At 66.6% G+C, this 21,534-nt stretch carries 25 protein-coding genes and 1 tRNA gene; 17 read left to right on the top strand and 9 right to left on the bottom strand.

All coding sequences use genetic code 11. The features are described 5' to 3' along the window. The first annotated feature begins 472 nt into the window (after window positions 1-472). Both AB0I03_RS13075 and AB0I03_RS13070 read left to right on the top strand, forming a co-directional pair. Complete coding sequence (locus AB0I03_RS13075) at window positions 473-1,849, top strand: serine hydrolase domain-containing protein (RefSeq protein ID WP_360411155.1); 1,377 nt, start codon at window positions 473-475, stop codon at window positions 1,847-1,849. A gap of 199 nt (window positions 1,850-2,048) precedes the next feature. Continuing rightward, window positions 2,049-5,129, top strand: coding sequence for a BTAD domain-containing putative transcriptional regulator (locus AB0I03_RS13070; protein WP_360411152.1), 3,081 nt, complete (start codon window positions 2,049-2,051; stop codon window positions 5,127-5,129). A gap of 62 nt (window positions 5,130-5,191) precedes the next feature. Here the strand turns inward: AB0I03_RS13070 and AB0I03_RS13065 are convergent, their stop codons facing one another. The 6 genes from AB0I03_RS13065 to AB0I03_RS13040 form a co-directional block, all read right to left on the bottom strand. Then, window positions 5,192-5,515: a DUF952 domain-containing protein gene (locus tag AB0I03_RS13065; RefSeq protein ID WP_360411149.1), complete on the bottom strand. Its 324-nt coding sequence runs from the start codon at window positions 5,513-5,515 to the stop codon at window positions 5,192-5,194. A gap of 82 nt (window positions 5,516-5,597) precedes the next feature. Then, window positions 5,598-6,170, bottom strand: a complete 573-nt coding sequence (locus AB0I03_RS13060) for a hypothetical protein (protein WP_360411148.1) — start codon at window positions 6,168-6,170, stop codon at window positions 5,598-5,600. Between the two features lie 189 nt (window positions 6,171-6,359). After that, window positions 6,360-7,154 (bottom strand): DUF4097 family beta strand repeat-containing protein, encoded by a 795-nt coding sequence (locus AB0I03_RS13055; protein WP_360411145.1) that lies wholly within the window; start codon window positions 7,152-7,154, stop codon window positions 6,360-6,362. Beyond that, window positions 7,151-7,810: a response regulator transcription factor gene (locus tag AB0I03_RS13050; protein ID WP_360411142.1), complete on the bottom strand. Its 660-nt coding sequence runs from the start codon at window positions 7,808-7,810 to the stop codon at window positions 7,151-7,153. Before AB0I03_RS13050 ends, AB0I03_RS13055 begins: the two co-directional genes overlap by 4 nt. Continuing rightward, window positions 7,798-8,964 (bottom strand): histidine kinase, encoded by a 1,167-nt coding sequence (locus AB0I03_RS13045; RefSeq protein ID WP_360411139.1) that lies wholly within the window; start codon window positions 8,962-8,964, stop codon window positions 7,798-7,800. Before AB0I03_RS13045 ends, AB0I03_RS13050 begins: the two co-directional genes overlap by 13 nt. A 187-nt stretch (window positions 8,965-9,151) precedes the next feature. Beyond that, window positions 9,152-9,772: an excalibur calcium-binding domain-containing protein gene (locus AB0I03_RS13040; protein WP_360411136.1), complete on the bottom strand. Its 621-nt coding sequence runs from the start codon at window positions 9,770-9,772 to the stop codon at window positions 9,152-9,154. Window positions 9,773-10,252: 480 nt separating this feature from the next. Here AB0I03_RS13040 and AB0I03_RS13035 point away from each other — a divergent pair, with 480 nt between their 5' ends. Both AB0I03_RS13035 and AB0I03_RS13030 read left to right on the top strand, forming a co-directional pair. Beyond that, window positions 10,253-11,029, top strand: a complete 777-nt coding sequence (locus AB0I03_RS13035) for a hypothetical protein (RefSeq protein WP_360411133.1) — start codon at window positions 10,253-10,255, stop codon at window positions 11,027-11,029. Window positions 11,030-11,397: 368 nt separating this feature from the next. Then, the gene (locus AB0I03_RS13030) at window positions 11,398-11,955 is read left to right on the top strand and encodes an HD domain-containing protein (RefSeq protein WP_360411130.1); all 558 of its coding nucleotides are present in this window, start codon (window positions 11,398-11,400) and stop codon (window positions 11,953-11,955) included. Here AB0I03_RS13030 and AB0I03_RS13025 read toward each other — a convergent pair. Next, complete coding sequence (locus AB0I03_RS13025; RefSeq protein ID WP_360411127.1) at window positions 11,943-12,413, bottom strand: NUDIX domain-containing protein; 471 nt, start codon at window positions 12,411-12,413, stop codon at window positions 11,943-11,945. The genes AB0I03_RS13030 and AB0I03_RS13025 overlap by 13 nt on opposite strands. Beyond that, complete coding sequence (locus AB0I03_RS13020) at window positions 12,410-13,174, bottom strand: helix-turn-helix transcriptional regulator (protein WP_360411124.1); 765 nt, start codon at window positions 13,172-13,174, stop codon at window positions 12,410-12,412. Before AB0I03_RS13020 ends, AB0I03_RS13025 begins: the two co-directional genes overlap by 4 nt. Window positions 13,175-13,361: 187 nt before the next feature. On the opposite strand from AB0I03_RS13020, the gene AB0I03_RS13015 reads away from it, so the two are divergent. From AB0I03_RS13015 to AB0I03_RS12955, 13 genes are all read left to right on the top strand, one after another. Further along, a complete protein-coding gene (locus tag AB0I03_RS13015; protein ID WP_270118144.1) occupies window positions 13,362-13,679 on the top strand; it encodes a hypothetical protein in 318 nt (105 codons plus the stop codon). Between the two features lie 42 nt (window positions 13,680-13,721). Next, window positions 13,722-14,027, top strand: coding sequence for a hypothetical protein (locus tag AB0I03_RS13010; protein ID WP_360411121.1), 306 nt, complete (start codon window positions 13,722-13,724; stop codon window positions 14,025-14,027). Between the two features lie 106 nt (window positions 14,028-14,133). Next, a complete protein-coding gene (locus tag AB0I03_RS13005) occupies window positions 14,134-15,102 on the top strand; it encodes a hypothetical protein (RefSeq protein ID WP_360411118.1) in 969 nt (322 codons plus the stop codon). A 127-nt stretch (window positions 15,103-15,229) separates the two neighbouring features. Beyond that, a complete protein-coding gene (locus AB0I03_RS13000) occupies window positions 15,230-16,033 on the top strand; it encodes an FtsK/SpoIIIE domain-containing protein (RefSeq protein WP_289958731.1) in 804 nt (267 codons plus the stop codon). Window positions 16,034-16,216: 183 nt separating this feature from the next. Then, window positions 16,217-16,435 carry a hypothetical protein gene (locus AB0I03_RS12995; RefSeq protein WP_360411114.1) on the top strand — a complete coding sequence of 73 codons (219 nt, stop codon included), beginning with the start codon at window positions 16,217-16,219 and terminating at the stop codon, window positions 16,433-16,435. Then, window positions 16,432-16,647, top strand: a complete 216-nt coding sequence (locus tag AB0I03_RS12990; protein ID WP_360411111.1) for a hypothetical protein — start codon at window positions 16,432-16,434, stop codon at window positions 16,645-16,647. The genes AB0I03_RS12995 and AB0I03_RS12990 overlap by 4 nt, the downstream gene beginning before the upstream one ends. Before the next feature lie 96 nt (window positions 16,648-16,743). After that, complete coding sequence (locus AB0I03_RS12985; RefSeq protein WP_360411108.1) at window positions 16,744-17,103, top strand: RRQRL motif-containing zinc-binding protein; 360 nt, start codon at window positions 16,744-16,746, stop codon at window positions 17,101-17,103. Further along, entirely contained in the window at window positions 17,100-17,417 is a 318-nt protein-coding gene (locus AB0I03_RS12980; protein ID WP_360411105.1) for a hypothetical protein, read from the top strand. Before AB0I03_RS12985 ends, AB0I03_RS12980 begins: the two co-directional genes overlap by 4 nt. Next, on the top strand, window positions 17,414-17,965 hold the full coding sequence (locus tag AB0I03_RS12975; RefSeq protein ID WP_360411102.1) for a DUF2637 domain-containing protein: 552 nt from the start codon (window positions 17,414-17,416) through the stop codon (window positions 17,963-17,965). The genes AB0I03_RS12980 and AB0I03_RS12975 overlap by 4 nt, the downstream gene beginning before the upstream one ends. A 5-nt stretch (window positions 17,966-17,970) precedes the next feature. Next, a complete protein-coding gene (locus AB0I03_RS12970; RefSeq protein ID WP_360412188.1) occupies window positions 17,971-18,243 on the top strand; it encodes a hypothetical protein in 273 nt (90 codons plus the stop codon). Between the two features lie 91 nt (window positions 18,244-18,334). Continuing rightward, entirely contained in the window at window positions 18,335-19,750 is a 1,416-nt protein-coding gene (locus AB0I03_RS12965; RefSeq protein WP_360411099.1) for a replication initiator, read from the top strand. Window positions 19,751-19,764: 14 nt separating this feature from the next. Further along, entirely contained in the window at window positions 19,765-19,977 is a 213-nt protein-coding gene (locus AB0I03_RS12960) for a helix-turn-helix domain-containing protein (protein WP_270118158.1), read from the top strand. Beyond that, entirely contained in the window at window positions 19,974-21,182 is a 1,209-nt protein-coding gene (locus AB0I03_RS12955) for a site-specific integrase (RefSeq protein ID WP_360411095.1), read from the top strand. Before AB0I03_RS12960 ends, AB0I03_RS12955 begins: the two co-directional genes overlap by 4 nt. 84 nt (window positions 21,183-21,266) lie before the next feature. Here the strand turns inward: AB0I03_RS12955 and AB0I03_RS12950 are convergent. Next, window positions 21,267-21,340 (bottom strand) — tRNA-Pro (locus AB0I03_RS12950). Between the last annotated feature and the right edge of the window lie 194 nt (window positions 21,341-21,534).

Raw genomic sequence — 21,534 nt, 5'->3', positions numbered from 1 at the left:
GTGGTCGGCGCTGCTGCTTCCGGACCGGTCGCCGGTGGGCGGGTCTCGGGTTCGAGGCTGGGGAACGGTCCGAGCCGGTCCGCGGTCGCCAGGGAATCGAGAAGCCACCTGGCGAAATGCGCTCGGAGTGGCTCGTCGGGGATGGTCGTGAACGGCAAGGCCCGGGTGATCACCTCGAGGCTCGCCTGGTTCCGTGAACTGTCTGATGGTTTCGCTGCCATCGCTTCGTCCAATCGGTTCTCGCGCCCCGCCATCGGGCGTTGCGCGCGCTATTCAGTTGCCTCCGCAACTGTAGAAGCGGGGTACGACATTTTCGTTCACCAGGAGCCTGACCTGCAGTGACACCCGGTTCGGGGGTCGTGCGGGCGGCGTCGTCAGCCGCGTGTCAGCGGCGCGTCAGCGCTCGAGGCGATGGTTCCTCTCGACACGGCTTCCGGGAAGACTCCGGCGGCATCCGAGAGGGGAACCCACCTTGAGCACCAATGCATTCCAGCAGTTCGTCGCCAAGGCCGCCGCCGAGTTCGCGGTGCCCGGCATCGCGGTCGGCATCTGGCACCAGGGCCGCGAGATCTACGCGGCCCACGGCGTCACCAGCGTCGCGAACCCGCACCCGGTCGATGAGGACACGATCTTCACCCTCGGCTCGACCAGCAAGAGCTTCACGGCGACCGCGCTCGTGATCCTCGCCGAGCAGGGCAAGGTCGACTTCGACGCTCCCGTGCGCCGCTACCTCCCCGACCTGCGGCTCGCCGACGAGCGGTCCGCCGCCGCGATCACGGTCGGGCACCTGCTCAACCACACCGCGGGCCTGGACACCTGGATGCTCCGGGACACCGGTGACGGCGACGACGCCCTCAAAACCTATGTGGACCATCTCGACGAGCTGACCGTCATCGCCGAGCCCGGCGAGCGGGCCTCCTATAGTCAAGCCGCGTACAACCTCCTCGGACGCGTCATCGAGGTGGTCACCGGCACGACCTACGAACAGGCGATGGCCGACCTCCTGTTCAAGCCGCTCGGGCTCGAGAACTCCACGTTCTTCGCCGCCGAGGCGATGACCCGCAAGTTCTCCCTCGGCCACAGTGTCACGGCCGACGGCACCACGGTCGTCCCGACCTGGAAGGTCCACCGCTCCCAGAACCCCGGCGGGGGCGGCGCCTCCACCGCGCGCGACCTCGTCCGCTGGGCCCGGTTCCACCTCGGGGACGGCCGCGCGGAGTCCGGCGAGCGGATCGTCTCTGCCGAAGCGCTGCAAGCGATGCGACGCCAGACCGTGGAGTTGCGCGGCAGCTCCCTGGGAGACGGGTTCGGCATCTGCTGGTTCCTGCGGGAGATCGACGGCGCGGCCACGTTCGCCCACGGCGGCTCGTCCGTCGGACAGTTCGCGGACTTCATCGCCGTGCCCGAGCACGACTTCGCGATCGCCGTGGTGACCAACGCCGAACCGGGCGGCACGCCCTGCAACCTCGCGGTCATCCGCTGGGCGCTGGAACACTACCTCGGGCTGGTCGACCGCGACCCCGAGCCGGTCGCGTTCGACCGGGAGCGCGCCGCCGGGATCATTGGCGACTACGAGGTGGACATGATGGTCGTGAGCGTTGTCGACGAGGGCGACTACTTGAGCCTTGCGGCCTGCATCCGGCCCGAACTGCGTGTGGACTCGCCGGAAATGCCCGCCGACTGCGAGCCCGCGCACATGGGCTTCCTCCACGAGGACGGCGACGACTACATCGTCACCGAAGGCCCGCTCCAAGGCCAGCGCGGCTACTTCGCGCGGGACGAGCGCGGTGAGGTGACGGCGATCGACCTCGCCGGACGCCAGTTCCGCAGGGTTCGCGGGCGCGCCTGAATCGCAAGGCCGGTCTCGGTAGGCCCACTCGGACTCGGACCGGGGCTCAAGCGGGCGGGCAGGACCGGACGGGCCGTGCCGTGCCGCCGCAGCCGAGTGTGCGGCGGCATTCGGCCACACCTGGGACCGCAACCCGCAACGATCGTGGTGCGCCGCCCTCCACGCCCCCGCTCGCTCCCTCCCCGGCACACTTACACCCATGCGCGTACACCTGCTCGGCCCGTTCGAGATCCGCGACGGCGACGACGAACCCGTCGAGCTCGCCGGCGCGCGCCTCCGCGCCCTCGTCGCCCGCCTCGCTCTCGAACCGGGCCGCGAGGTCACCGCCGACACCCTGCTCGACGCGATCTGGGAAGACGACGCTCCCTCGGCGAACGCGTTGCAGGCCTTGGTCTCCCGAGTCCGCCGCGCCATCGGCGCCGACAGACTCACTCGCGGCGCCGCCGGATACCGCCTCGCCGTCGAACCCGGCGACGTGGACGTGCAGCGGTTCGAGCGCCTCTCGGAAACCGGCCGCAGACAAGCGGACCTCGCCGCACTCCGCGAAGCCGAATCCCTTTGGCGCGGACCGGCCCTCGCCGATCTGCGCCACCTCCGGTTCGCCGAGAACGAAGCGATCCGCCTGGAGCGCCTGCGGAACGAGACCGCCCGCGAGCGCCTCGCGCTCGAGATCACCACCGGCGCCGACGTTCTCGCCGAACTCGAGCCCGTCGCCGAAGCCCACCCGCTGGACGAGCGCTGGCAGGCCCTCCTCATGCGGGCCCTCTACGCGACCGGCCGCCCGGCCGAAGCCCTCGACGCGTTCGAGCGCGCCCGCGAACGCCTCGCCGACGAGCTCGGCGCCGACCCCTCCCCCGAACTCGCCGAGCTGCACCTGCAGATACTGCGCCAGAGCGCGGCCCCAGCCGCTCGGGTCGAGAAGCGCACCAATCTCAAAGCGCAGCTCACCAGCTTCGTCGGCCGGGAAGCCGACCTGGACGCGCTCGCCGCAGCCGTCGCCGCGTCACGCCTGGTCACCGTCACCGGGCCCGGAGGCGCGGGCAAGACCCGCCTCGCGGTCGAGGCCGCGGCGACGATGTCGGACCTTGCGCCCCAAGGCATCTGGCTCGCCGAACTCGCCGCGGTGGGCGATGACGCCGACGTCGCGCCCGCAGTCCTGCGCGCCATCGGCGCACGTGAGTCGGGGCTGCTGGAGCCGTCCGCGCACGATGCCGAGTCCCGCCTGGAGGAGTACTTCGCCGACCAGGACGCGCTCATCATCCTCGACAACTGCGAGCACCGCATCGACGCCGCCGCGCGCCTCGCCCCCCGGCTTCTCGGCGCCTGCCCCGGCCTTCGGCTCCTCGCCACCAGCCGCGAAGCCCTCGGCATCGGCGGCGAGCGGCTGTTTCCGATCCCGCCGCTGCCGCTCTCCGGTGACCGTCCAGAAGTGAGCCCAGCGGTGCGGTTGTTCTGCGAGCGAGCCGCCGCCGTGCGGCCCGATTTCAAGCTCGACGAGTCCAATACCGAAGCGGTCGTGGAGATCTGCCGCCGCCTCGACGGCCTGCCCCTCGCCGTCGAGCTGGCCGCCGCCCGCATGCGCGCCCTCGACGCGTCGCAGATCGCCGCGCGCCTGGACGACCGGTTCGCGCTGCTCGCCGGGTCCGACCGGACCGCGCCCGAGCGGCACCGCACGCTCGAAGGGGTCATCGCCTGGAGCTGGGACTTGCTCTCCGATGCCGAACGGGCGCTTGCCATGCGCATGGCCGTCTACCCCGGCGGCGTGGGCCTCGACCGGGTCGACGACCTCGAGGCGCTCGCCGGACTCGTCGACAAGTCCCTAGTGGAGCGCACCGGCGAGCGGTACCGCATGCTCGAGACCATCCGCACCTACGCTGAGGCGCAACTCGAGCCCGACCGGGCCGCCTCCGAACGGGACGCGATGGCCCGCTACTGCCTCGACCTGGTCGAACGCGCCGACGACAAGATCAGGGCAGCGGCCCAGCTCGAGGCGATGGCCCGCCTGGACGCCGAACACGACAACCTCCTCGCCGTCCTCGCCCGCTCGGTCGAGTTCGGGGACAAGGAGACCGGTCTGCGCATGATCGCAGCCCTCTTCTGGTTCTGGCACCTGCGCGGGTTCCGCACTCAGCTCCAGCACTGGTACCCGGCGCTGCTCGGGCTCCCCGGTGAGATCCCCGAACCGCTCGTCCCCGCCGTCAAGCTGCTCACCGGCATGGGGCAGTTCGAGTTCGGCGACACCGAGGAGGCCGCACGATCGATCCTCGAAGGCATCGAACTGGGACACCACCTGAACGCCCCGGTCGCGGGACGCTCGCTCATGGCCATCGCCCCCGCGTTCCTCTCCGACCCGGCCGTGTCCGCAGACCGCGCCATGGCCGAGGGCTGGGAGCTCGGCGTCATCCTGCTCACTGAGGCCGCCGCCGGCGAAGGCGGCACCGGCGCCGAAGGCCTCGACCAGATCGAACGGGCCGAAGCCGAGTTCGCGAAGCTCGGCGAACGCTTCGGCCTTGCCTCCGCCCTGCGGATGCGCGCCGAATACTCGGCGCGCCACGGCGACCACGACGAGGCCAAGGACGCCCTCGCGCAGGCCGGACACCTCTTCGACGAACTCGGCACCGCAGCCGACGCCGCCGAGACCTACGCCGAACTCGCGCTCGTCACCGCCCGCAGCAGCGCCCTCAGCTCCCTGATCGAAGGCCCCGGCGAACCCCCGGCGATCGCGCAGGCCCGGGAGGCCCTGCGCCTCGGCCTGGATCGGGCCGACGCCGAACGCACCCCGCAGACCACCGCGTACGTGCACTGGTGCCGGGCCCAAGTCCTCTTGTGCGCGGGCGAGCACGAGCAGGGACTGAGCGCGCTCGCCGCCGCTGAGGACGTCTTCGGCGGGACCAGGATCGACTCGCGCATCCAGGTCTGGGGGGCGTCGCTGCGCGCGATCGTCGCGCTCATCGAGGGCGATGCGGCACTGGCGCACCGCCATCTCAATGCGCTCACGGCTCCCGGCATCGAAGGCGCCGCGGGTCCGAATCTGGCTGTGGCCGTGCGCGTGCGGGCGGCGACCGCTCTCGCGGACGGGGACGCGGCACACGCGGCGAGACTGCTCGGTGCCGCCGTGTCGCTGCTCGGCACTGAGGACCGGCGGGGTTACGACACGGCGCTGCGAACGTTTGACCGCACTCGGGAGGCGCTGGGCGACACCGCGTTCCAGGCCACGTACGAAACCGGTGCCGCGCTCGAACGCGACGCCGTCGTCGAACTGCTGCTCACGAACCTGTAGTGCGTTTCAGGCATTGATCCCGCTCGGATCAGCCTGCGCCGAGCGGGATTGAGGCGTTCGGATCAACCTGCGCCCCAGGGCCGCACTTCAACGACCGCTCTCGTCGCCAGCGGGCCGTACAGGTGCGGGTACTCGGGCGCGCCGGGAGCGGGCGCTTCGTACCGGATCGGCACGTCGACCAGCTCGGGGTCGATGACCAGAACCACAAGCGGCCCTGGGTGATCGCCGTATACGAACGCAGCCACGGCCTCGAGCTGCTCGGGCAGCGAGCAGTGGATGAAACCCTCCTCGGCGAGGGTCTTCCCGCGTGTGGAGCCTTCGTACACGCCAGTGGCGAGCGCGGCCTCCCAGAGGCTCCGTTCGGTCAGGTGCAGCAACTCGGTCATGCTCGTACGCTACCGCCGCGCCCGCCACGGCGTGCGGCCCCGCGCGACGCGCGGGGCCGAATGCTCCTGCCTGCTCCTGCTGCTATGCCTTGCGGAAGTACTCGCGCGCCGGGCGCAGCGCCAGCAGCACCACGCCGAGGACGCAGCCGGCGGTGACCACCGCGAAGCGCACTCCTTCGAGGGTCGGCAGCCAGTCCGGGTAAGCGGCGAACGCGGCATCGAGAATCGCGGCGGCGTCGAGGGAACGCACGGCCGCGTCCCCGGAAGCATCGAAGAGTGCTTGGACCTTGGCGGTGGCGGTCGCGTTGCTGGCCACGATGAGGGCGTTGCCTGCGAGCACGAGCGGCAGGGCGACGAAGGCGAGGACGCGGGCGACACGTCTTCCAGTCAGCAGCATCGCGCCGAGGAGGGCGAGGGCGGCGGTGATCGCGAACGTGGCCCAGATCGCAACGCCGCGTTCGTCGAAGGCGAGCCCGTTGGCGGCCAGCAGGTCCGGGTCCTGACCTTGGCGTACGACCTCGGCCTCAGCGGCGGCCTGGACGTCGGCGCCGTAGAGCAGCCCGATGATCGGAATCGAGGCGAACGCGAGGGCGATCGCGAAGTGGAGGAACGCGGCGATGGTGACGGCGGTGGGGCGGTTGCGCTTGGCGAACACGGGAGTCTCCTGAGGTCGAGGGGTCTGCGGTCGGAGCTGTTGTCCGGGCCCGTGCCAGTACCTTCGCCGCCGACGCTGACGCGGCACTGACAGCCCGCTGACGAGCTCGGAAGCCGTTGCGTCACAACACCTCAGGGGACGACGCCGCCCGCGGCCGGAGACCGGTCGCGGGCGGCGGGAGGATGGGGCTCAGTCGGCGTAGCGGACGATGAGGTCCCCGACGCTGGTGTTGACCGAGATGACGTAGTCGGCGCTGCTCGAAGGGTCGGTGGCGATGTCGATGTGCTCGCTGCCGACGCCGGACTCGAACACCACGTCGTAGGTGGTGCCGTCGTCGGGCACGATGATCTCGACATCGCCGGTGCTGTTGATGACGTTGATGTCGCCCCGGACCTCGGCGAACGCCAACCGGACGGAGCCGACGCTGGATTCGACCCTGGTCTCGGTGGTGCGCAGGTTCTCGCCCTGGATGTCGCCGACGCTGGTCTCGATGTCGATCGCACCGTCGAGGCCGTCGATGTGCACATCGCCGACCGAGCTCTCCGCTTCGGCGGCGGCGCCGCTCGGCAGGGCGAGCGTGTAGTTCACATCGCACTCGTCACTGGCGAAGACGATCAGGCGGTCGTTGCACGTGCCGTCGGCCGTGAAGGTGTCGCCCTGCCACTGCTCGACCAGCTTGGGATCCTCACCGCGCCAGATGATCTCGCTGTCGACGACGAGCGCGTCGTCGGCGGAGGCGTTGAGCTCGATCCTGCCGACCTCCACGACGACCTCGACGCCCGCAGTGTGCTGGGTGTACGTCTCGCTGTGGGTCTCGGTCTTCTCGGGCGAGGCGGTGGACCAGATCCAGACGCCGGCGACGGCCATGGCGGCCAGGAGCACGAGGCCGGTGCAGGCCGCGCCGATGATCCACCAGACGGTGCGGGCGGCGCGCTGGGTTTCGGGCTGGGGGGCGGTGGTCGGCTTCTCGGGGCTGTCGATCATGACCGGTCCTTCGTGTTGCCTTGCAGGAACTTGAGAATGGCGAGAACGCGGCGGTTCCCGCTGTCGCTGGGCGGGAGGCCGAGCTTCGTGAAAATCGAGTTGATGTGCTTGCTGATCGCGCCCTCGCTGAGGACGAGGACGGCGGCGATGCCGGCGTTCGAGCGGCCTTCTGCCATGTGCGACAGCACTTCCCGCTCCCTCGGGGTGAGGCGGTCGAGCTCGCTGCCGTTGCGGCGCACCAGGAGCTGGGAGACAACTTCGGGGTCGAGTGCGGTGCCGCCGTCGGCGACGCGGCGCAGCGAGTCGAGGAACTCGGCGACATCGGCCACCCGGTCCTTGAGCAGGTACCCGATGCCGCGCATCTGCCCGGTGAGCAGTTCGACGGCGTAGCGCTCCTCGACGTACTGGGAGAGCATGAGGATCGCGAGGTCCGGGTACTGGCGGCGCAGCACCAGTGCGGCGCGCACGCCCTCGTCGCTCTGGTCGGGCGGCATCCGCACGTCGGCCACGACCAGGTCGGGGCGGTCGCGCTCGACCGAGCGCAGCAGCGCCTCGGCGTCGCCCACGGTGTCGATGACTTCGATGCCGCCGACCTCCATGAGCCGGGCGAGGCCCTCCCGCAGCAGGACCGAGTCTTCGGCGATCACGACGCGCATGGCAGCTCCGCTTCGATGACGGTGGGTCCCCCGAGGGGGCTGGTGATGCGGAACCTGCCGTCGACCGAGCGGACCCGGTCGGACAGGCCCTGGAGTCCGGTGCCGCCTTGGGCATCGGCGCCGCCGCGTCCGTCGTCGGCGATGCGCAGTCGCAGCGCGTCATCCTCTAGGGACACTTCGACGGCCGCGTGCTCCGCCTCGGAGTGCCGGGCCACATTGGTCAGTGCCTCGGAGACGACGAAGTAGGCCACGGCCTCCACGTCGCGGGCGACGCGCCGGTCCATGTCGACCCGCAGCCGCACCGGGATCGGCGAGCGGGCGGCGACCGCGGAGAGCGCCGCGTCCAGGCCGCGGTCCTCGAGCACGGCCGGGTGGAGGCCGCGCACCAGGTCGCGCAGGTCGGTCAGGACCTGCTTGGCCTCCTCATGGGCCTGCGCGATGGCGCGGGCGCCCTCCTCCGGGAGGTCGTCGAGGGTGGCCCGAGCGATCCCGAGGTTCATGGCGAGCGAGGTCAGCCGCTGCTGCGCACCGTCGTGGAGGTCCCGCTCAATGCGCCGGCGTTCCGCATCGGCCGCATCCACAGTAGAATCCCGGCTGGCTGCAAGATCGCTTACCCGGGTCTCAAGCGCCTCGGCCCGGCTGGTGCCCAGCAACACTCGCGCCAGGAGCCCGTCGAGTGCCGCCAGGCCCCGCGTAATCCAAGGCGCTGCGAACGTCACAACTATGCCTGCGCCGCACAGTACCCAGTGCCTGGTCTCCAATCCCGCCTCGAGTCCGATGAGCGGCGCCATGATCATCGCGGGGCCAGTGGTCCACGCGGCGACCGCGATCGCCGCCGCGAAGAAGCCGAAGGCCCCGGCGATCACGTGGTAGGAGAACTGCCGCCAGGTGCGGGGGTTCTTCACCAGGGCCAGCAATGCACGGGGCGCGAACGTCACCGGCTGCGCGAACGGCCCGTCGGGCCACTCCGCATCGAGGAACGCGGTGTGGCGGCTGCGCTGCACCGCCGTGAGCCCGCCGCTCACCACGAGCAGCGTCCCACCCGCGAAGACCGGGATCACCACCGTGAGGAACCCGCCGACGCCGAGGATCACGAGCACGGCGATGGCGCCACCGCCGGCGACGCCGACCACCGCTCCGGTGACCAGATGCATGAGTGAGCGCCAAGTCGACCCCGCCCAGAAGGCCCGCACCGCTGCTCGCGGGGCACTTCGCCAGGGGATCGGCGACGCCGCTGAAATGTCCATGCCTTGAACAGTAGGTTCGCGCGCCGCCCCGCACATTGCCGCTGGTACCCGACTTCACGGTGAAGTTATCTCCACCCTGTCCGCGCAGAGGGCCTCAGCCTTCGCATCCGGTGCCGTCGCCGTCCCGGTCGAGGTGGGAGCCGTACCCGGGGTCGCCGGCGTGGACCGGGGCCGCGCCCGCGGCCCGGGCCGCGTCGCAGTTCTCGTAGTAGACGCTGCCGCCGTCGTCGTCATCGTCATTCCCGCCGCCTCCGCCGCCGCCGGAGTCGGAACTCGACGTGTCCTCACAGCCTTCGCCGTCCCCGTCGCCGTCGAGCCCCGCGCGATAGCCCGGCTCGCCTTCGTAGATCGGGGCCGCGCCCGCGTCACGCACCGCGTCGCAGTTCTCGTAGTAGACCTCCTCCTCGGCCTCCGCTTCGGCCTCGGTGGTCTCGGGCGGCGGCTCAGGAGATGCCGAAGTGGCGGCCTCAGTCGGCGCCGCCCGGGCGGTGGTCGGCTCCGGCTCGGTCGGCGACGCCGACTCGCTCGTCTCGCTCTCGGTGGGCACCTCCCCCGATGAGCCGGGCTCATCGGCGTCCGGGAGCAGCATGATGCCGCAGCAGAGCACGAGGATCGCCAGGATCGAGATGATGGCGACCTGCGACGCCTTCGGCAGATCGGACCAGGATTGTGGGCGGCCCGCATTCGGACCTTGACCAGCGTTGTTGACGGACACGGGATCTCCCGAGGGTTGAGAGGATCGTGCCAGGGGCAGGCAAGCAGGTTATGCCCGTTCGCAACTCCCGCACATCCCCTTTGCAGCCGAGTGACTACCAACCGTTGGGTCCCCCGGACCCGGCCGTCCTCCGCGCGCACACGGGAAAGGGGGCCTTCCGGCCCCCTTACCTTTGGTCGGGTTGACAGGATTTGAACCTGCGACCCCCTCGTCCCGAACTAGCGGCACGGGGGTCACTGGGGGCCAACCAAGGTGCATCAAGGCTGGTCAGAGCCAACCCAAGACATCTTCGTGCACTGCGGTTGCTGCACTTCCCTGCTGTACCTGGCCCCAAGGCTCTACCCTCTGAGCAGGCTCGGGGTGTCCGCTCGCGGGCTCAAATTCCGGCTCCTCCTTAAACGTCTCATTGGCCGATTCTCGGGCTGCTGCACCCCGCTGGACGCGCACCCCTGCCCGGGAGCCTTGGTGCACAATGGGGTGGTGTCGAAGTTGGAGTTCACTGCAGCGCTCGTCGGCGATCTCGTATGGCCCCTCGTTGTGGTTGCAGGTCTATTGCTATTTCGGAAGACGATGCAAGATGCCGTTTCGAAGCTTTTGGGAAAGGGCTCCGGGCACCTTGAGGGCTGGGGTGTAGTTGCAAAATGGGACGCGATCACGGCTAGGGCTGAGGCTGCAAGTGAGGCAGAAGCAGAAAGTGACGAAACCGCAACACCGAGCGACCTTGGCGCCGCGCTTGGAGCGAAAGAGGACAGCGAACCGCAGCCCCAGGCTGACATTGACACTGCAAATGGCCAGACGGACGCGAGCAAAATTGAGATTAAGAAGGAACCCCCAGCTGAGTCGAGGCGCAAGAAGTTCGAGTCAGTCCTGCTCAATCACCACGAGATGCCTTCTTCTGATTCCCAAATTTCACGTTGGATCCTGGAGAGCCTCGCGGAAAAAAATGGTGAGCAGCTTATCCAATATGGAAAAAATAGGCTGGGTCGTGCTTTGTGGCGTTTCCTAGAACGACATGAACCTGCGCCGACAGAATTCAACGCGCTTCGACTGCAGAGGTTGATGAGAAAAGCCATCGACTCTGAGAACCTGAGCCAGAATTCCGTTGATGCACTAAGAGATGTTTTCAAGATGTTGGCCGCAGTAAATTCTGGGGATGTATTCCTGACACGTGGACGCGCAGTTGATCTTCTCCTAGTAACAAATCAGGCATCTGTCTCTATTGATCGCGACACCGATCTTCGAATTGGCTCGGACTGAGTTTCTGCTCCGATATGCACATTTGAAGGCCGGGTTCATTGGGCGGGGGCGGGCGCGCGATACGCTCGCCCAAGCGACAGGGCGGGCCCGCAGGGATCGCCCTCAATCCGGCCTGGGCGCGCGCCCGCAGGGGTCCCCGGCCAAGGGTTCCGGCCGGAACCTTTCATTCCATCCTCAAGGCGTCCTCTGCTTGGCCCGTGGCCGGCCGAGGACCGCCCGGAGCGAAGCGAGGACCGGACCGCAGGCCTGCCACGAAGGCGCGGCCGCAAGGCCGCCTTGAAGATGTATAGAAAGTTCTCACAGGTCCCTTGGCGGGCACCCTGCGTCGCAGGTGACAGTGTCCCTGGCCTGGTGTTAGGGTCGAATCGATGAGTACCTACGAAACCGCATTTGAGACCTCCCAGCGTTTGCTTTCTGAAGCACTTCCCCGGCGCTGGAGGCATGTACAAGCGGTTGGTAGGAAGGCTCTCGATGTGGGTGGCCGTCTCTTCTCAGCCGACGATGCCGATGCCCTTGCGATGGCAGCGATCCTCCACGATGTGGGGTACTCCCCGGAACTGGTCAAGACCGGATTTCATCCGCTTGACGGTGCTCGCTGGCTCCGTGCTGAGGGCTGGGACGACCGGGTAACGTCGCTCGTTGCCCATCACTCGTGCGCCACGCTCGAAGCCGATGAACGTGGCCTCCGTCGGGAACTTGAGTCAGAGTTCATGAACGAAGATTCTGCCGTTACTCAGGCGCTCTGGTTCTGCGACATGACGACTGGGCCCGACGGTACGGATCTCAAGGTCGAAACTCGGCTCGCCGAGATCCTTGAACGGTACGGCCCGGAACACGTGGTCACTCGGTTCATCAAGCGTGCGCGCCCTCTGATCCTTGATGCGGTACGCCAGACCGAGCAACGTCTAGCCGCTCAGCCCACGTAGGGCGTATCTCCTCGGTCATACCCGTGCTCGATCCTCAGGCGCATAGAGGGGTTGATTGGAAGATCCGCAAGCTCGGCTCGGTCGAACCACTCAACTTGGGATGATTCTGCGCTCACGGCTGGCGTCCCGCCTGTCTGCCTGCCTCTGAAACAGATCGAGAACTGCTGGCGGACCTCGCCGTCGCTGTACTCGATCAAATGGCCGGGATCTGTATATATGCCAACGATTCCGGTGACCTCGATATCGATGCCGGACTCTTCCTTGGTCTCCCGTATGGCTGTCTGTGCGATGGACTCGCCGAGGTCATGAGCGCCACCGGGAAGCGCCCAGTCTCCGTTGTCGGTGCGCCTGATGAGGAGAACCTGGTGCTTTTCATCGAGCACGAACGCCGTGGTCGAGGGAACGACGCTGTTCGGAGCGGGCGCATCGGGGTTGTTGATGTGGTCAATGCGGCTCATGGTTTGACCTTCCCAACTGGGTTCGTCCAAACGTCCTTGGAAGCGGACCAAACCTTGTCAAAGCTGTCGGAGAACGTCCTGAACATGCTTCCGCCTGCGAGTTCCCTCAGGTGCATCACAGGAGCGTGCGCCGCGGGGCACCCAAAGATGTGCGTGTTCACCAGCATCTCATTGTCGAATCTGTAGATGCTGTTGTACAGCGCCGTGTTGTGGAAGCCGACGTACACGCCTTCAGTACCTTCGAGCTGGTTGTAGTACGCCAGGACGTTCCTGACCTTCTCCGCCATCGCTCCCTTGATTCCCTCCTCCTCGCCCCTGAGGGCAACAGCGTCCGAGTCGGGATCTCCCAAGAGGATGACGATCTTTGTGCCCTCCGCTGCCTTCGCTTTGATCAATTCGATGAGGTCTGTCTGTTCGGGCAGGAACAGCCCGGCGTACGCGAGGACTCCGATGAAGTCCTGAGCTTGGTCAAGCAGGCGTGACCACAGGTCGTTGGGTACGGCGTACCGGCGCGGGTAGGTCTTCACCAGCTCCGACTCTGAGACAGCCACCTGCTTCTGCTCGGGAAGCATGTTGGGCCACAAGTAGTTCTCGCTCTCCTTGACGAGTGCCGCGACCTCTCGCCGGTACTTGGGGTACGGCGGACGTCCTTGAGTGATCCACCGTTCGACGGTCTTTGGGTCCACACCGATCTGCACGGCCAGGCTCGCAGGGCTGAAGCCGTTGGACTGCATCGCATCTCGGAGACGTTCATTCGGCATAGGTGAGCCCTCGCTTCGAACCGGGAAGGGACTTCTAGGGACGACTTCATCCTAACAGAGACGTCCCTAGAAGTCCCTCCACGCGGTGAACTCGTCCTCCAGAATCCGCGAGTCTTGTTGCATCAGCCCGGAAGTCCCGGGTTGAAGCCCAATGAGGGCAGTCAACAAACAAGGAAGAGGTAGGGCTATGAAGCTCAAGCTGGATGTCTCGGACGTGACTTTCATGGTGTCGCTGGCCCCCGTGGCCAAGGAGTACGACGGCAAGCACCAGACCGACAAGGACGGTTCGCTGAAGTGGACCACCGAACTCATTGCGCTCGGCTCGTCCGAGGACGAGGGTGCGTCGGTCATCAAGGTCGTCACCACCGGTGAGAAGCCGAACCTCCCGAAGGGGCAGCCGGTCTCGGTTGTCGACCTGGAGGCGGTCCCGTGGGTCTCCAAGCAGGGAACCCTCGGCACGGCCTACCGCGCCGCTGCGATCAACCTGGCGAAAGCCGGTAAGTAGTCACCCTGAGGCGTATGCCTCTTGATCCCGAGAGGATCTGCCATGCGAACCAGTTTCCGGACCGACGTCTTCTTGAAAGAGGACATGGTCTTGAAGGGGTACGACCTGTACCCGCACCTGATCAGTCAGGGCGTGATGCGGATCGAAGATCCCAGCGACAGCAACAGGCTGGCGATCTTCGGCGCTCCCGGCGAACTGCGAAGGCTCGCAGAGAGTCTGCACCAGTTGGCCGATGAAGTCGAGCGGACGGGCAACCGTCAACGGACGCTTGACAACGCTCCGGCGAAGAGCCGAACCAAGTTCGTCCTGGAGGGCGAAGCCACCACCGATATCAAACTCGCCGCTTAAGCGGCACTGGGGAACCGGTCCAAATCCGACCAAGAACTCGACCGGTTCCCCGGTTTCCAACAAGCAACCATCCCTTGCCCTCAAGGGGGCGGAAAGGAGTGCTGCCATGCCTAGTAATGGTAGCAACCGTACCAGCTCCGGGCGCTCCCGCTCGGGTGTTCGTGCTGGTCAGACCATTATCGACACCTTCGAAATCGACTCGGCGAAGCGCCGGGCCAAGATCGTCGGCATCCTCGCTGGCGTCTTCGCCGGCCTGGTCGGCTTCGCTATCGCTCTGACGGTCAAGGATGGCGCCGCGGCGTTCCTCCTGGCGGTCGTCGTCGCCTTCGCCACCGGCTTCGTTGCCGCTGGTTTGGTGCTGATCTGGCCGGGGCTGCGCATGGCGTGGCACTGGGCTGGAGAGCTGGTCGTTCTGGCGCTGGTGGTCACCGTCTGGGCGTTGCTCAACGCTTGGGCGGGTCCGCTGGTCGCTCTTGGCGCGACGCTCCTGCTAGTCGGTGTGCCGTGGCTGTTCCGCCCGGTGTGCCGGTTCCTGGTCCGTTGGGCCTGGTGCATGATCGTGCGTCACCGCATCCGTGTCGCCTGCGATGCCTTCATTGAGGGCAAGGGTGTTCGCGGTTCGGTGATGCCGTTGATCCTGTGGGCTCGTCCCACGGATTCCGGTGAGCGTGTGTGGCTGTGGCTGCGCGGTGACCTCACCTTGGACGATCTGCGGGACCGTCTCACCGAACTCGCTTCGGTGTGCTGGGCTCACGAGGCATCCGCCGAAATGGCCGGGTCGAAAGCGGCCTACGTGGTCGTGGACATCCGTCGTCGTGACGTCCTCGCTGAGGGCGTGGCCATGCCGGTCACCGAAATGCTCGAAGGCATCGATCCCGATTCCTACCCGGTCGAATACCGCCGGGTGGACGACTCCGAAGGCGTCGACCTGACACCGGAGTCGGTGAACGCCGAACTGGATGCCCTGCTGGGCACCAAGGGCGGTCGCAAACCGCGTCAGCGCAAGGCCGATGACGGCCAGACCACCGCACCCGATGAAAACCCGGACGAGGGCGACATGCCCGCCTGGGTCTAACCAGAAAGCTCCCCAGCTGGGGCTGCTCACGGTGGGAGCCGTGGAAGCCAACTAGGCCAAGTACCGGCTCCCACCACCAAGACTCACGCATCGATAGATGCACCGATTTCACTAAGGAGATTGCACGATGAACATCGCACTGGGACCGGTCATGTCGATCAAAGACCCCATCTACCTGGGCCGGTCGGCTTCGAACGAGGCCGTGAACGTCACCATGTACGGCAAGAACATGATGCTCAACGGCGAGCCCGGCTCGGGCAAGTCGGGGCTGATGAACAACATGATCGCGCAGGTGTCGCTGATGCCGGACGCGCGAATGCTCGGCTTCGACGCCAAGTTGGTCGAGCTGATGCCCTGGACCGATGTCATGGACGTGTTCGTGGGCCCGGAGATGCGCAAGGCGCTCCAAACGATGCTGTGGATCCAGAAGCTCATGGACCGCCGCTACGACTGGATGTCTCGTAACCGGATCCGCAAGCTCGTCCCGTCGCCGGCCGAACCGGCGTGGGTGCTCTTCCTCGATGAGGTCGCGTACTACACCTCGGTCGCAGGAACCAAGGTCGAGCAGGAGCTGTTCTCCGCGCTCTTCCGTGACGTGGTTGCTCGGGGACGGGCGGCGGCGATCATCCCGATCATGGGCACGCAGCGTGCCTCGTTCGACATCTTGCCGACCGCACTGCGCGACCTGTTCGCCTACCGGTGGACCGGCCGCGCGACCACGCCCGGCTCCTCTGATGTCGCGCTCGGGGCCGGTTGGGCCGAAGCGGGCTACAACGCCATGAGCCTGGACCCCAAGAAGCCTGGGGATTCCTTCCTCCTCGCCGAGGGCAATGCACCCCAGCGGATGCGAGCGGCCTGGATGACCGACGAAGAGATTCAGACTGTCGCGGCCTTCGCTGCGCAGCTTCGGGGCCACAGGGCCTCTGCCTAGAGCGAGTGCCGTCAGCGCCAGCCGATGTCAACGGGCAGTTGACGGCACTCCAGGGCGAACGGTTCACCCGGGGTTCGATTCCCCGGCGTCCACGTCGCAAGGAAAGCCACCGCAAATACGCACCAGGCCAGTACTGCGCCAATTTGCCGATGAAGCAATAGAAAAAGAAAGCGAGGTTCAAGCATGAAGCACCTCCGAGTCGTATTCGACAACGGTCGCGGCGAAAACGGGGAAGTGAAGCACTACCTCACCACCGATGACAACGCTGCCGCCGTCGTGACGGAAATGAAAGCGGGCCGTGCGATGGCCATTGAGAACTACAACGAGGACCGCCTGATCCGGGTCTGCACAACCTACGTCCGAGCCGACCAGATCATGTTGATCGAGGTCACGAACCGATGAAGCGCATCACGATGTTCTACCGGAACGGGTACAAGCAGAGCTTCCGCACGACCGAAGACAGCGCCGTGAGGATCTTCTCGGACTTCTGCGCTAGCGCGGACATCCTGGTTCAGAAGTACGAGTTGTACAACGGCACTCCGTTGCTCAAGTCGGGCGAATGGGTGGATGCGGATGAGATCCGCAGAATCGAGATCGGTCGAGTCACCGACTGACCGATTGGTAGAGCGATTGGCAATCTTCGGGGTTCGAGACCCCGACGCTCACGCGGTAATAGCAATCACGAATGAAAAAGAGAGGAGGAGTGTGCAATGTTCCGTACCGAATTTGATGACCCGGAAGGCGTCAGCCATGGCGGACTGCCGACCTTCAATTACCGCTCTGCGCCGGACGGCTTGTACACCCGCCGACAACTCGCCCTTGAGGGCCTTACCCCCGGGCGGCAACCTATCGCAGGCCAGATCATCTGGCGTCGCGGCAAGAGGTTCGCCTACCTGTACAAGCGTGATCTGGCCGTGCCCAAGCGTCCGGCCACCGATGCCCAACTGCGGGCCCTGATGAAAGCGTGGGTTGCCCTGTCGACCTGCCCGTCATGCCAGACGGAATACGGCTACTACATCCCCAAGCGCTACGGCGAATGCCTCGCCTGCTTCGAAGGCGGCGCGCGATGACCGATCTCCTCGCCGCGTTCGCCATCTTCCGCGAAGCGATGCCACTGCATCGCGTCAAGCAGATCGACTCGCTTCCCCCGTGGGAGCCCGATCTTTCCCGCATGCGGTTCCTCTGCGTCGTCTGCGACGTGCACATGACCGGAACCGAACTCGCCGACGACGACAGGCACCTCTTCGTCTCTCTGCCCTTCGAGGGCTGGGAAATGCGGGCGTGCGACGTCTGCGGCGAAGAGACCGTGCCAACGGTCGAGCACTCCAAGAAATGCGACTACTGCACCGGCGTGCAGTGGCAGAAACCAAGGAGCCAGAAATGAAACTCGAAGACGGCGTGCAAACCGTCATCATGCTGTCCATGGGTGTGGCCGCTGGCGCGGTCTCCTTCACCCACGTCCACGACGCCACCGTCGCGGCCGGTCAGCCCTCCTGGGTCGGCTGGGTCAACGCGGTGACCATCGAGTTGATGGTGATCGCCCTCGGTCTCGAGGTGCGACGCCGCCGCCGCAACGGCGGCCACAAGGTCAAGTCCGTGATGGCGATGATGATGTTCTTCATCGCTCTCTCGCTTGGGGCCCAGGTCCTCGACGCCGAACCGACTGTTGTCGGCTGGCTCGCGGCTTCGGCCTCGGCCCTGGGGTTCTTGACCCTGGTCAAGGTCGTGCTCTCGCGGCCCGCTGAGGCACAGCCGGCCGAATCGCCGGTGGCCTCATTCGCGGAATCGGATTGGAGGGAGTCGGCTCCGGTCGCCTCCTCGGATCCGATCGACGTGCCGAGCCTCCAAACCGAGCGCTCTGCCGTCGCCGCTGAGCCTGCTCAGCCGGACTGGGCCAACGCCTTCGCCAACCTCGGCAACGGGGACCGGTGATCGCGATGGTCGAGAACCGCGAGTTCAACGGCTTCGCCCGCCGCATCATCCGCGCCTACGGGCGCCGGGTCGCTGAGGGTGACGTGGACGCACTCCCCGAGCTCCTTGAGCTCTCCGCCTCCCTCGATGAGGCCATCACCAACGCCGTCAGGGGCCTTCGTGCCTTTGGCTACTCCTGGGCCGAGATTGCCGAACGTATCGGCATGTCCAGGCAGGCCGCCCAGCAGCGCTGGGGCAAGGCCATCCCCGATCAACGGGACACCGAAACCAACACCTAGCACCGGCCCCGCCCGGCCCTCGACCACGCAACCGACGTCGAGCAGCCCGGCGGGGCCATGACCCCAAGCGCATCTGAAGGGAGGCAACCGCATGGAACACAGCACGATCACGCCCGGCCTCGCCGCCGACATCATCGCCCGGTCCGAGTCAACCGGTTGGGAGCCGTGGCTCTCCCACGTCGCCGGTGCCGCTGGATGCTCCAACCCGGTTCGGCTCCACGGTGACCTCCACACGGTCAACGAGTCCACCGGCGAAATCCTCTCCGCGCGCACCACCGGCACGATGCCCGATAGCGTGATCTACAAAGCTTGCGGCACGCGTCGGGCCTCCCTCTGCCCGACCTGCGCGAAGACTTATCAGCACGACGCGTTCCACCTTGTGCGCTCCGGCATGACCGGCGGTAAAGGCGTCCCCGACACCGTCACCGCCCACCCAGCCCTGTTCGTCACCCTCACCGCCCCCGCCTTCGGCCCCGTCCACACCCGAACGCTCACCGCCTCGGGCAAGGTCCGTCCCTGCCGCGCCCGTCGCGACGCCGAAACCTGCCCCCATGGCGTCCAACTGGCCTGCCACACTCGCCACGGCGAAAGCGCCGGCCGAATCGGCCAGCCGCTGTGCCTGGACTGCTACGACCATGACGCCCAAGTCGTCTGGAACGTCGCCTCCGGCGAACTGTGGCGGCGCACCCGCATCAACATCGACCGCGGATTGTCGCGCCTCGCCAAAGCCCACGGCATCGACCCGGCCTCGGTGCGGCTCCGCTATGTCAAGGTCGCCGAGTTCCAGAGGCGCGGTGCCGTTCACTTCCACGCGCTCATTCGCCTCGACGGTCGCATGGCTGGCAGTGACGCGATCCTGCCGCCGCCTGCCGCCCTCGACGCCGACTCCATCGCCGCCCTCGTCGCCGATGCCGCCGCCTCGACCAGCTTCCGCACCGACGAACACGACGAGCGCTCTGAGGGCTGGCTTATCCGTTGGGGTGCGCAAGTCGATGTCCGCCAGGTCGAGCTCGGCGATGACGAGTTGAGTGAGAACCATGCGGCGGGCTATCTCGCCAAGTACGCCACCAAAGCCACGGAGGACACCGGCCACCTGTCCGGCCGTCTCACTGAGGCCACCGTCGCCGTCTACGCCGATCCTGAAGGCGATCACATCGCCCGTCTCATCGCCGCGTGCTGGCGTCTCGGTTCCGAAGGCGGGGAATGGATCAGGCTCCGCAAGTGGGCGCACATGCTCGGCTTCGGCGGCCACTTCATGACCAAGGCGCGCGCCTGGTCCACCACCTTCGGCGCACTCAGAGACGCACGCGCGCAATGGATCCGCTGTCAACACGAGCTTGACACCGATCCGACTGAAACCATCGTGCTCGTCAACTACCTCCGCTACGACGGCACCGGCTGGCACACCGAGGCTGACGCCCTCATGGCCTCTTCCGCTGCCGCTCGTGCCCGGGAGCAGCGGCAGCTTGCCCGTGAAGCTTTGGATGAACTAAACACTATGGATTGATTGGATTGATTGCGATGGAAGGAAGCACGGTACTCAAACCGCGTTGGTACGACACCAGGCAGACCGCCGAGGTCCTCGGCTTTGGGGTCTCGAAGGTCAAGATGCTCATTGCCTCCGGTGAGCTGCGCTCGGTCAAGGTCGGCGGCCACCGCCGTGTCCTGCCCGAATGGATCGAGGAATACGTTGAGCGCTTCGCCCGCCAGGACGACTATGTGGGTGCGGCATGAGCAAGCGGGGCAACGGGGAAGGCTCGATCTACCCGCATGGCAACGGTTACGCCGCCTACGTGTGGGTAACGACCCCTGCGGGTGTGAAGAAACGGAAGTACGTCTACGGCCCGACCCGTGAAGCGGTCCACGGCAAGTGGCTCGATCTCCACCAGGCCGCCGCGCGCGGTGCTGTCGAGACCAAGTCCAAGACCGTCGAGCAGTACTTGCACGCCTGGCTCGCAGAGGTAATCAGGCCCAACCGGGAGCCCAAGACCTACGACGGGTACGAGCGGTTCATTCGGCTGCACATCGTGCCGTGGCTCGGGAAGAAGAAGCTTGATCGGCTGTCGGCGCGGGATATCCAACAGTGGGCGAACAAGCTCGCGACGGTGTGTCAGTGCTGCCAACAGGGCGTTGATGAGCTTCGGACGCCGCACAAGTGCTGCGCGAAGGGCGCATGCTGTCGAAAGGTGTTGTCAGCCAGGTCGATCAGTGATGCCCGGACGGTGCTGCGCTCGGCGCTGTCGCAGGCGGTCACCGATGAGCTGGTGTCGGTGAACCGAGCGATGCAGATCCGTCTGCCCAGTGGACGCAAGCGGCGCAAGAAGTCGTGGGGCACCGATGAGGCGCGGCGGTTCCTCGAACACGTGCGCCCGGATCCGCACTATGCGGCGTATCTGCTGGTCCTCGCGATGGGCTTGCGCAAGGGAGAAGTGCTCGGCTTGACTTGGGACAGCCTCGACCTGGACGAGGGCGTTCTTGAGCCGCAGTGGCAGCTCCAGAGGGTCATGGGCGAACTGATCCACAAGAGGAAGGCCAAGACAGAGGAGTCAGAGAACGCCCTGCCGATGCCTGATCTGTGCGTCAAGGCGCTGCGGGAGCGTCGGGAGCGGCAGCTTCGGGACCGGGCGAAGGCCGATGTCTGGCATGAGTCGGGTCTGGTCTTCACCACTCGGTACGGGACGGCGATCGAGCCTCGCAACTTTCACCGGTACTTCGTCAACCATCTCGAAGCAGCGGGACTCCCCCGGATCTCGGTGCACGACGCCCGGCGGACCTGTAGCTCGCTGCTCGTGGATCTCGACGTTCACCCTCGGGTGATCATGGCGATCATGCGGCACTCGGACTTCAAGATGACCATGGAGGTCTACGCGCAGGCTTCCGACAAGGCCACCAGGGAGGCGCTGCGGAAGCTGAGCGAGAGTTTTGAGTCCGAGGACTAGCGTTGCTGTAAACCGCTGCTGTAGACACAGTCAGGGCCGGAATCCCGAAGATGGGAGACCGGCCCTGAACTGCTTTTTCATCTGTCGGGTTGACAGGATTTGAACCTGCGACCCCCTCGTCCCGAACGAGGTGCGCTACCAAGCTGCGCCACAACCCGATGTTCTATTTTCACGCACGCTGGGCGTTCGTGTCGATTGGAAATGCTACCCGAGGGTGCCGACCCCCATCGAGCGGGGGCGGGGCGGGGGGGGGGCCGGGCGAGGAGGGGCCCCACCGGCGGGCGGGAAAGGCGGAGGGGGATACGGGACGAGGGGGGGCCCCGGGGGGGCCCCCGGCCCGACCCGCCCCCAC

The organism is Glycomyces sp. NPDC021274 (genome assembly GCF_040641195.1).
Lineage (GTDB): Bacteria > Actinomycetota > Actinomycetes > Mycobacteriales > Micromonosporaceae > Glycomyces.
Note: the sequence above shows the minus strand (reverse complement) of the source record. Positions and strands in the feature narration are given on the sequence as shown.

Coding starts and splice junctions, on each gene's coding strand:
- AB0I03_RS12970 (WP_360412188.1), top strand. CDS start 17,971: ATGGTCGAGAACCGCGAGTTCAACGGCTTCGCCCGCCGCATCATCCGC.
- AB0I03_RS12985 (WP_360411108.1), top strand. CDS start 16,744: ATGTTCCGTACCGAATTTGATGACCCGGAAGGCGTCAGCCATGGCGGA.
- AB0I03_RS13070 (WP_360411152.1), top strand. CDS start 2,049: ATGCGCGTACACCTGCTCGGCCCGTTCGAGATCCGCGACGGCGACGAC.
- AB0I03_RS13020 (WP_360411124.1), bottom strand. CDS start 13,174: ATGCCGAATGAACGTCTCCGAGATGCGATGCAGTCCAACGGCTTCAGC.
- AB0I03_RS13050 (WP_360411142.1), bottom strand. CDS start 7,810: ATGCGCGTCGTGATCGCCGAAGACTCGGTCCTGCTGCGGGAGGGCCTC.
- AB0I03_RS13015 (WP_270118144.1), top strand. CDS start 13,362: ATGAAGCTCAAGCTGGATGTCTCGGACGTGACTTTCATGGTGTCGCTG.
- AB0I03_RS13025 (WP_360411127.1), bottom strand. CDS start 12,413: ATGAGCCGCATTGACCACATCAACAACCCCGATGCGCCCGCTCCGAAC.
- AB0I03_RS13005 (WP_360411118.1), top strand. CDS start 14,134: ATGCCTAGTAATGGTAGCAACCGTACCAGCTCCGGGCGCTCCCGCTCG.
- AB0I03_RS13030 (WP_360411130.1), top strand. CDS start 11,398: ATGAGTACCTACGAAACCGCATTTGAGACCTCCCAGCGTTTGCTTTCT.
- AB0I03_RS12990 (WP_360411111.1), top strand. CDS start 16,432: ATGAAGCGCATCACGATGTTCTACCGGAACGGGTACAAGCAGAGCTTC.
- AB0I03_RS12980 (WP_360411105.1), top strand. CDS start 17,100: ATGACCGATCTCCTCGCCGCGTTCGCCATCTTCCGCGAAGCGATGCCA.
- AB0I03_RS13045 (WP_360411139.1), bottom strand. CDS start 8,964: ATGCATCTGGTCACCGGAGCGGTGGTCGGCGTCGCCGGCGGTGGCGCC.
- AB0I03_RS12965 (WP_360411099.1), top strand. CDS start 18,335: ATGGAACACAGCACGATCACGCCCGGCCTCGCCGCCGACATCATCGCC.
- AB0I03_RS13000 (WP_289958731.1), top strand. CDS start 15,230: ATGAACATCGCACTGGGACCGGTCATGTCGATCAAAGACCCCATCTAC.
- AB0I03_RS12995 (WP_360411114.1), top strand. CDS start 16,217: ATGAAGCACCTCCGAGTCGTATTCGACAACGGTCGCGGCGAAAACGGG.
- AB0I03_RS12955 (WP_360411095.1), top strand. CDS start 19,974: ATGAGCAAGCGGGGCAACGGGGAAGGCTCGATCTACCCGCATGGCAAC.
- AB0I03_RS13065 (WP_360411149.1), bottom strand. CDS start 5,515: ATGACCGAGTTGCTGCACCTGACCGAACGGAGCCTCTGGGAGGCCGCG.
- AB0I03_RS12975 (WP_360411102.1), top strand. CDS start 17,414: ATGAAACTCGAAGACGGCGTGCAAACCGTCATCATGCTGTCCATGGGT.
- AB0I03_RS12960 (WP_270118158.1), top strand. CDS start 19,765: ATGGAAGGAAGCACGGTACTCAAACCGCGTTGGTACGACACCAGGCAG.
- AB0I03_RS13010 (WP_360411121.1), top strand. CDS start 13,722: ATGCGAACCAGTTTCCGGACCGACGTCTTCTTGAAAGAGGACATGGTC.
- AB0I03_RS13055 (WP_360411145.1), bottom strand. CDS start 7,154: ATGATCGACAGCCCCGAGAAGCCGACCACCGCCCCCCAGCCCGAAACC.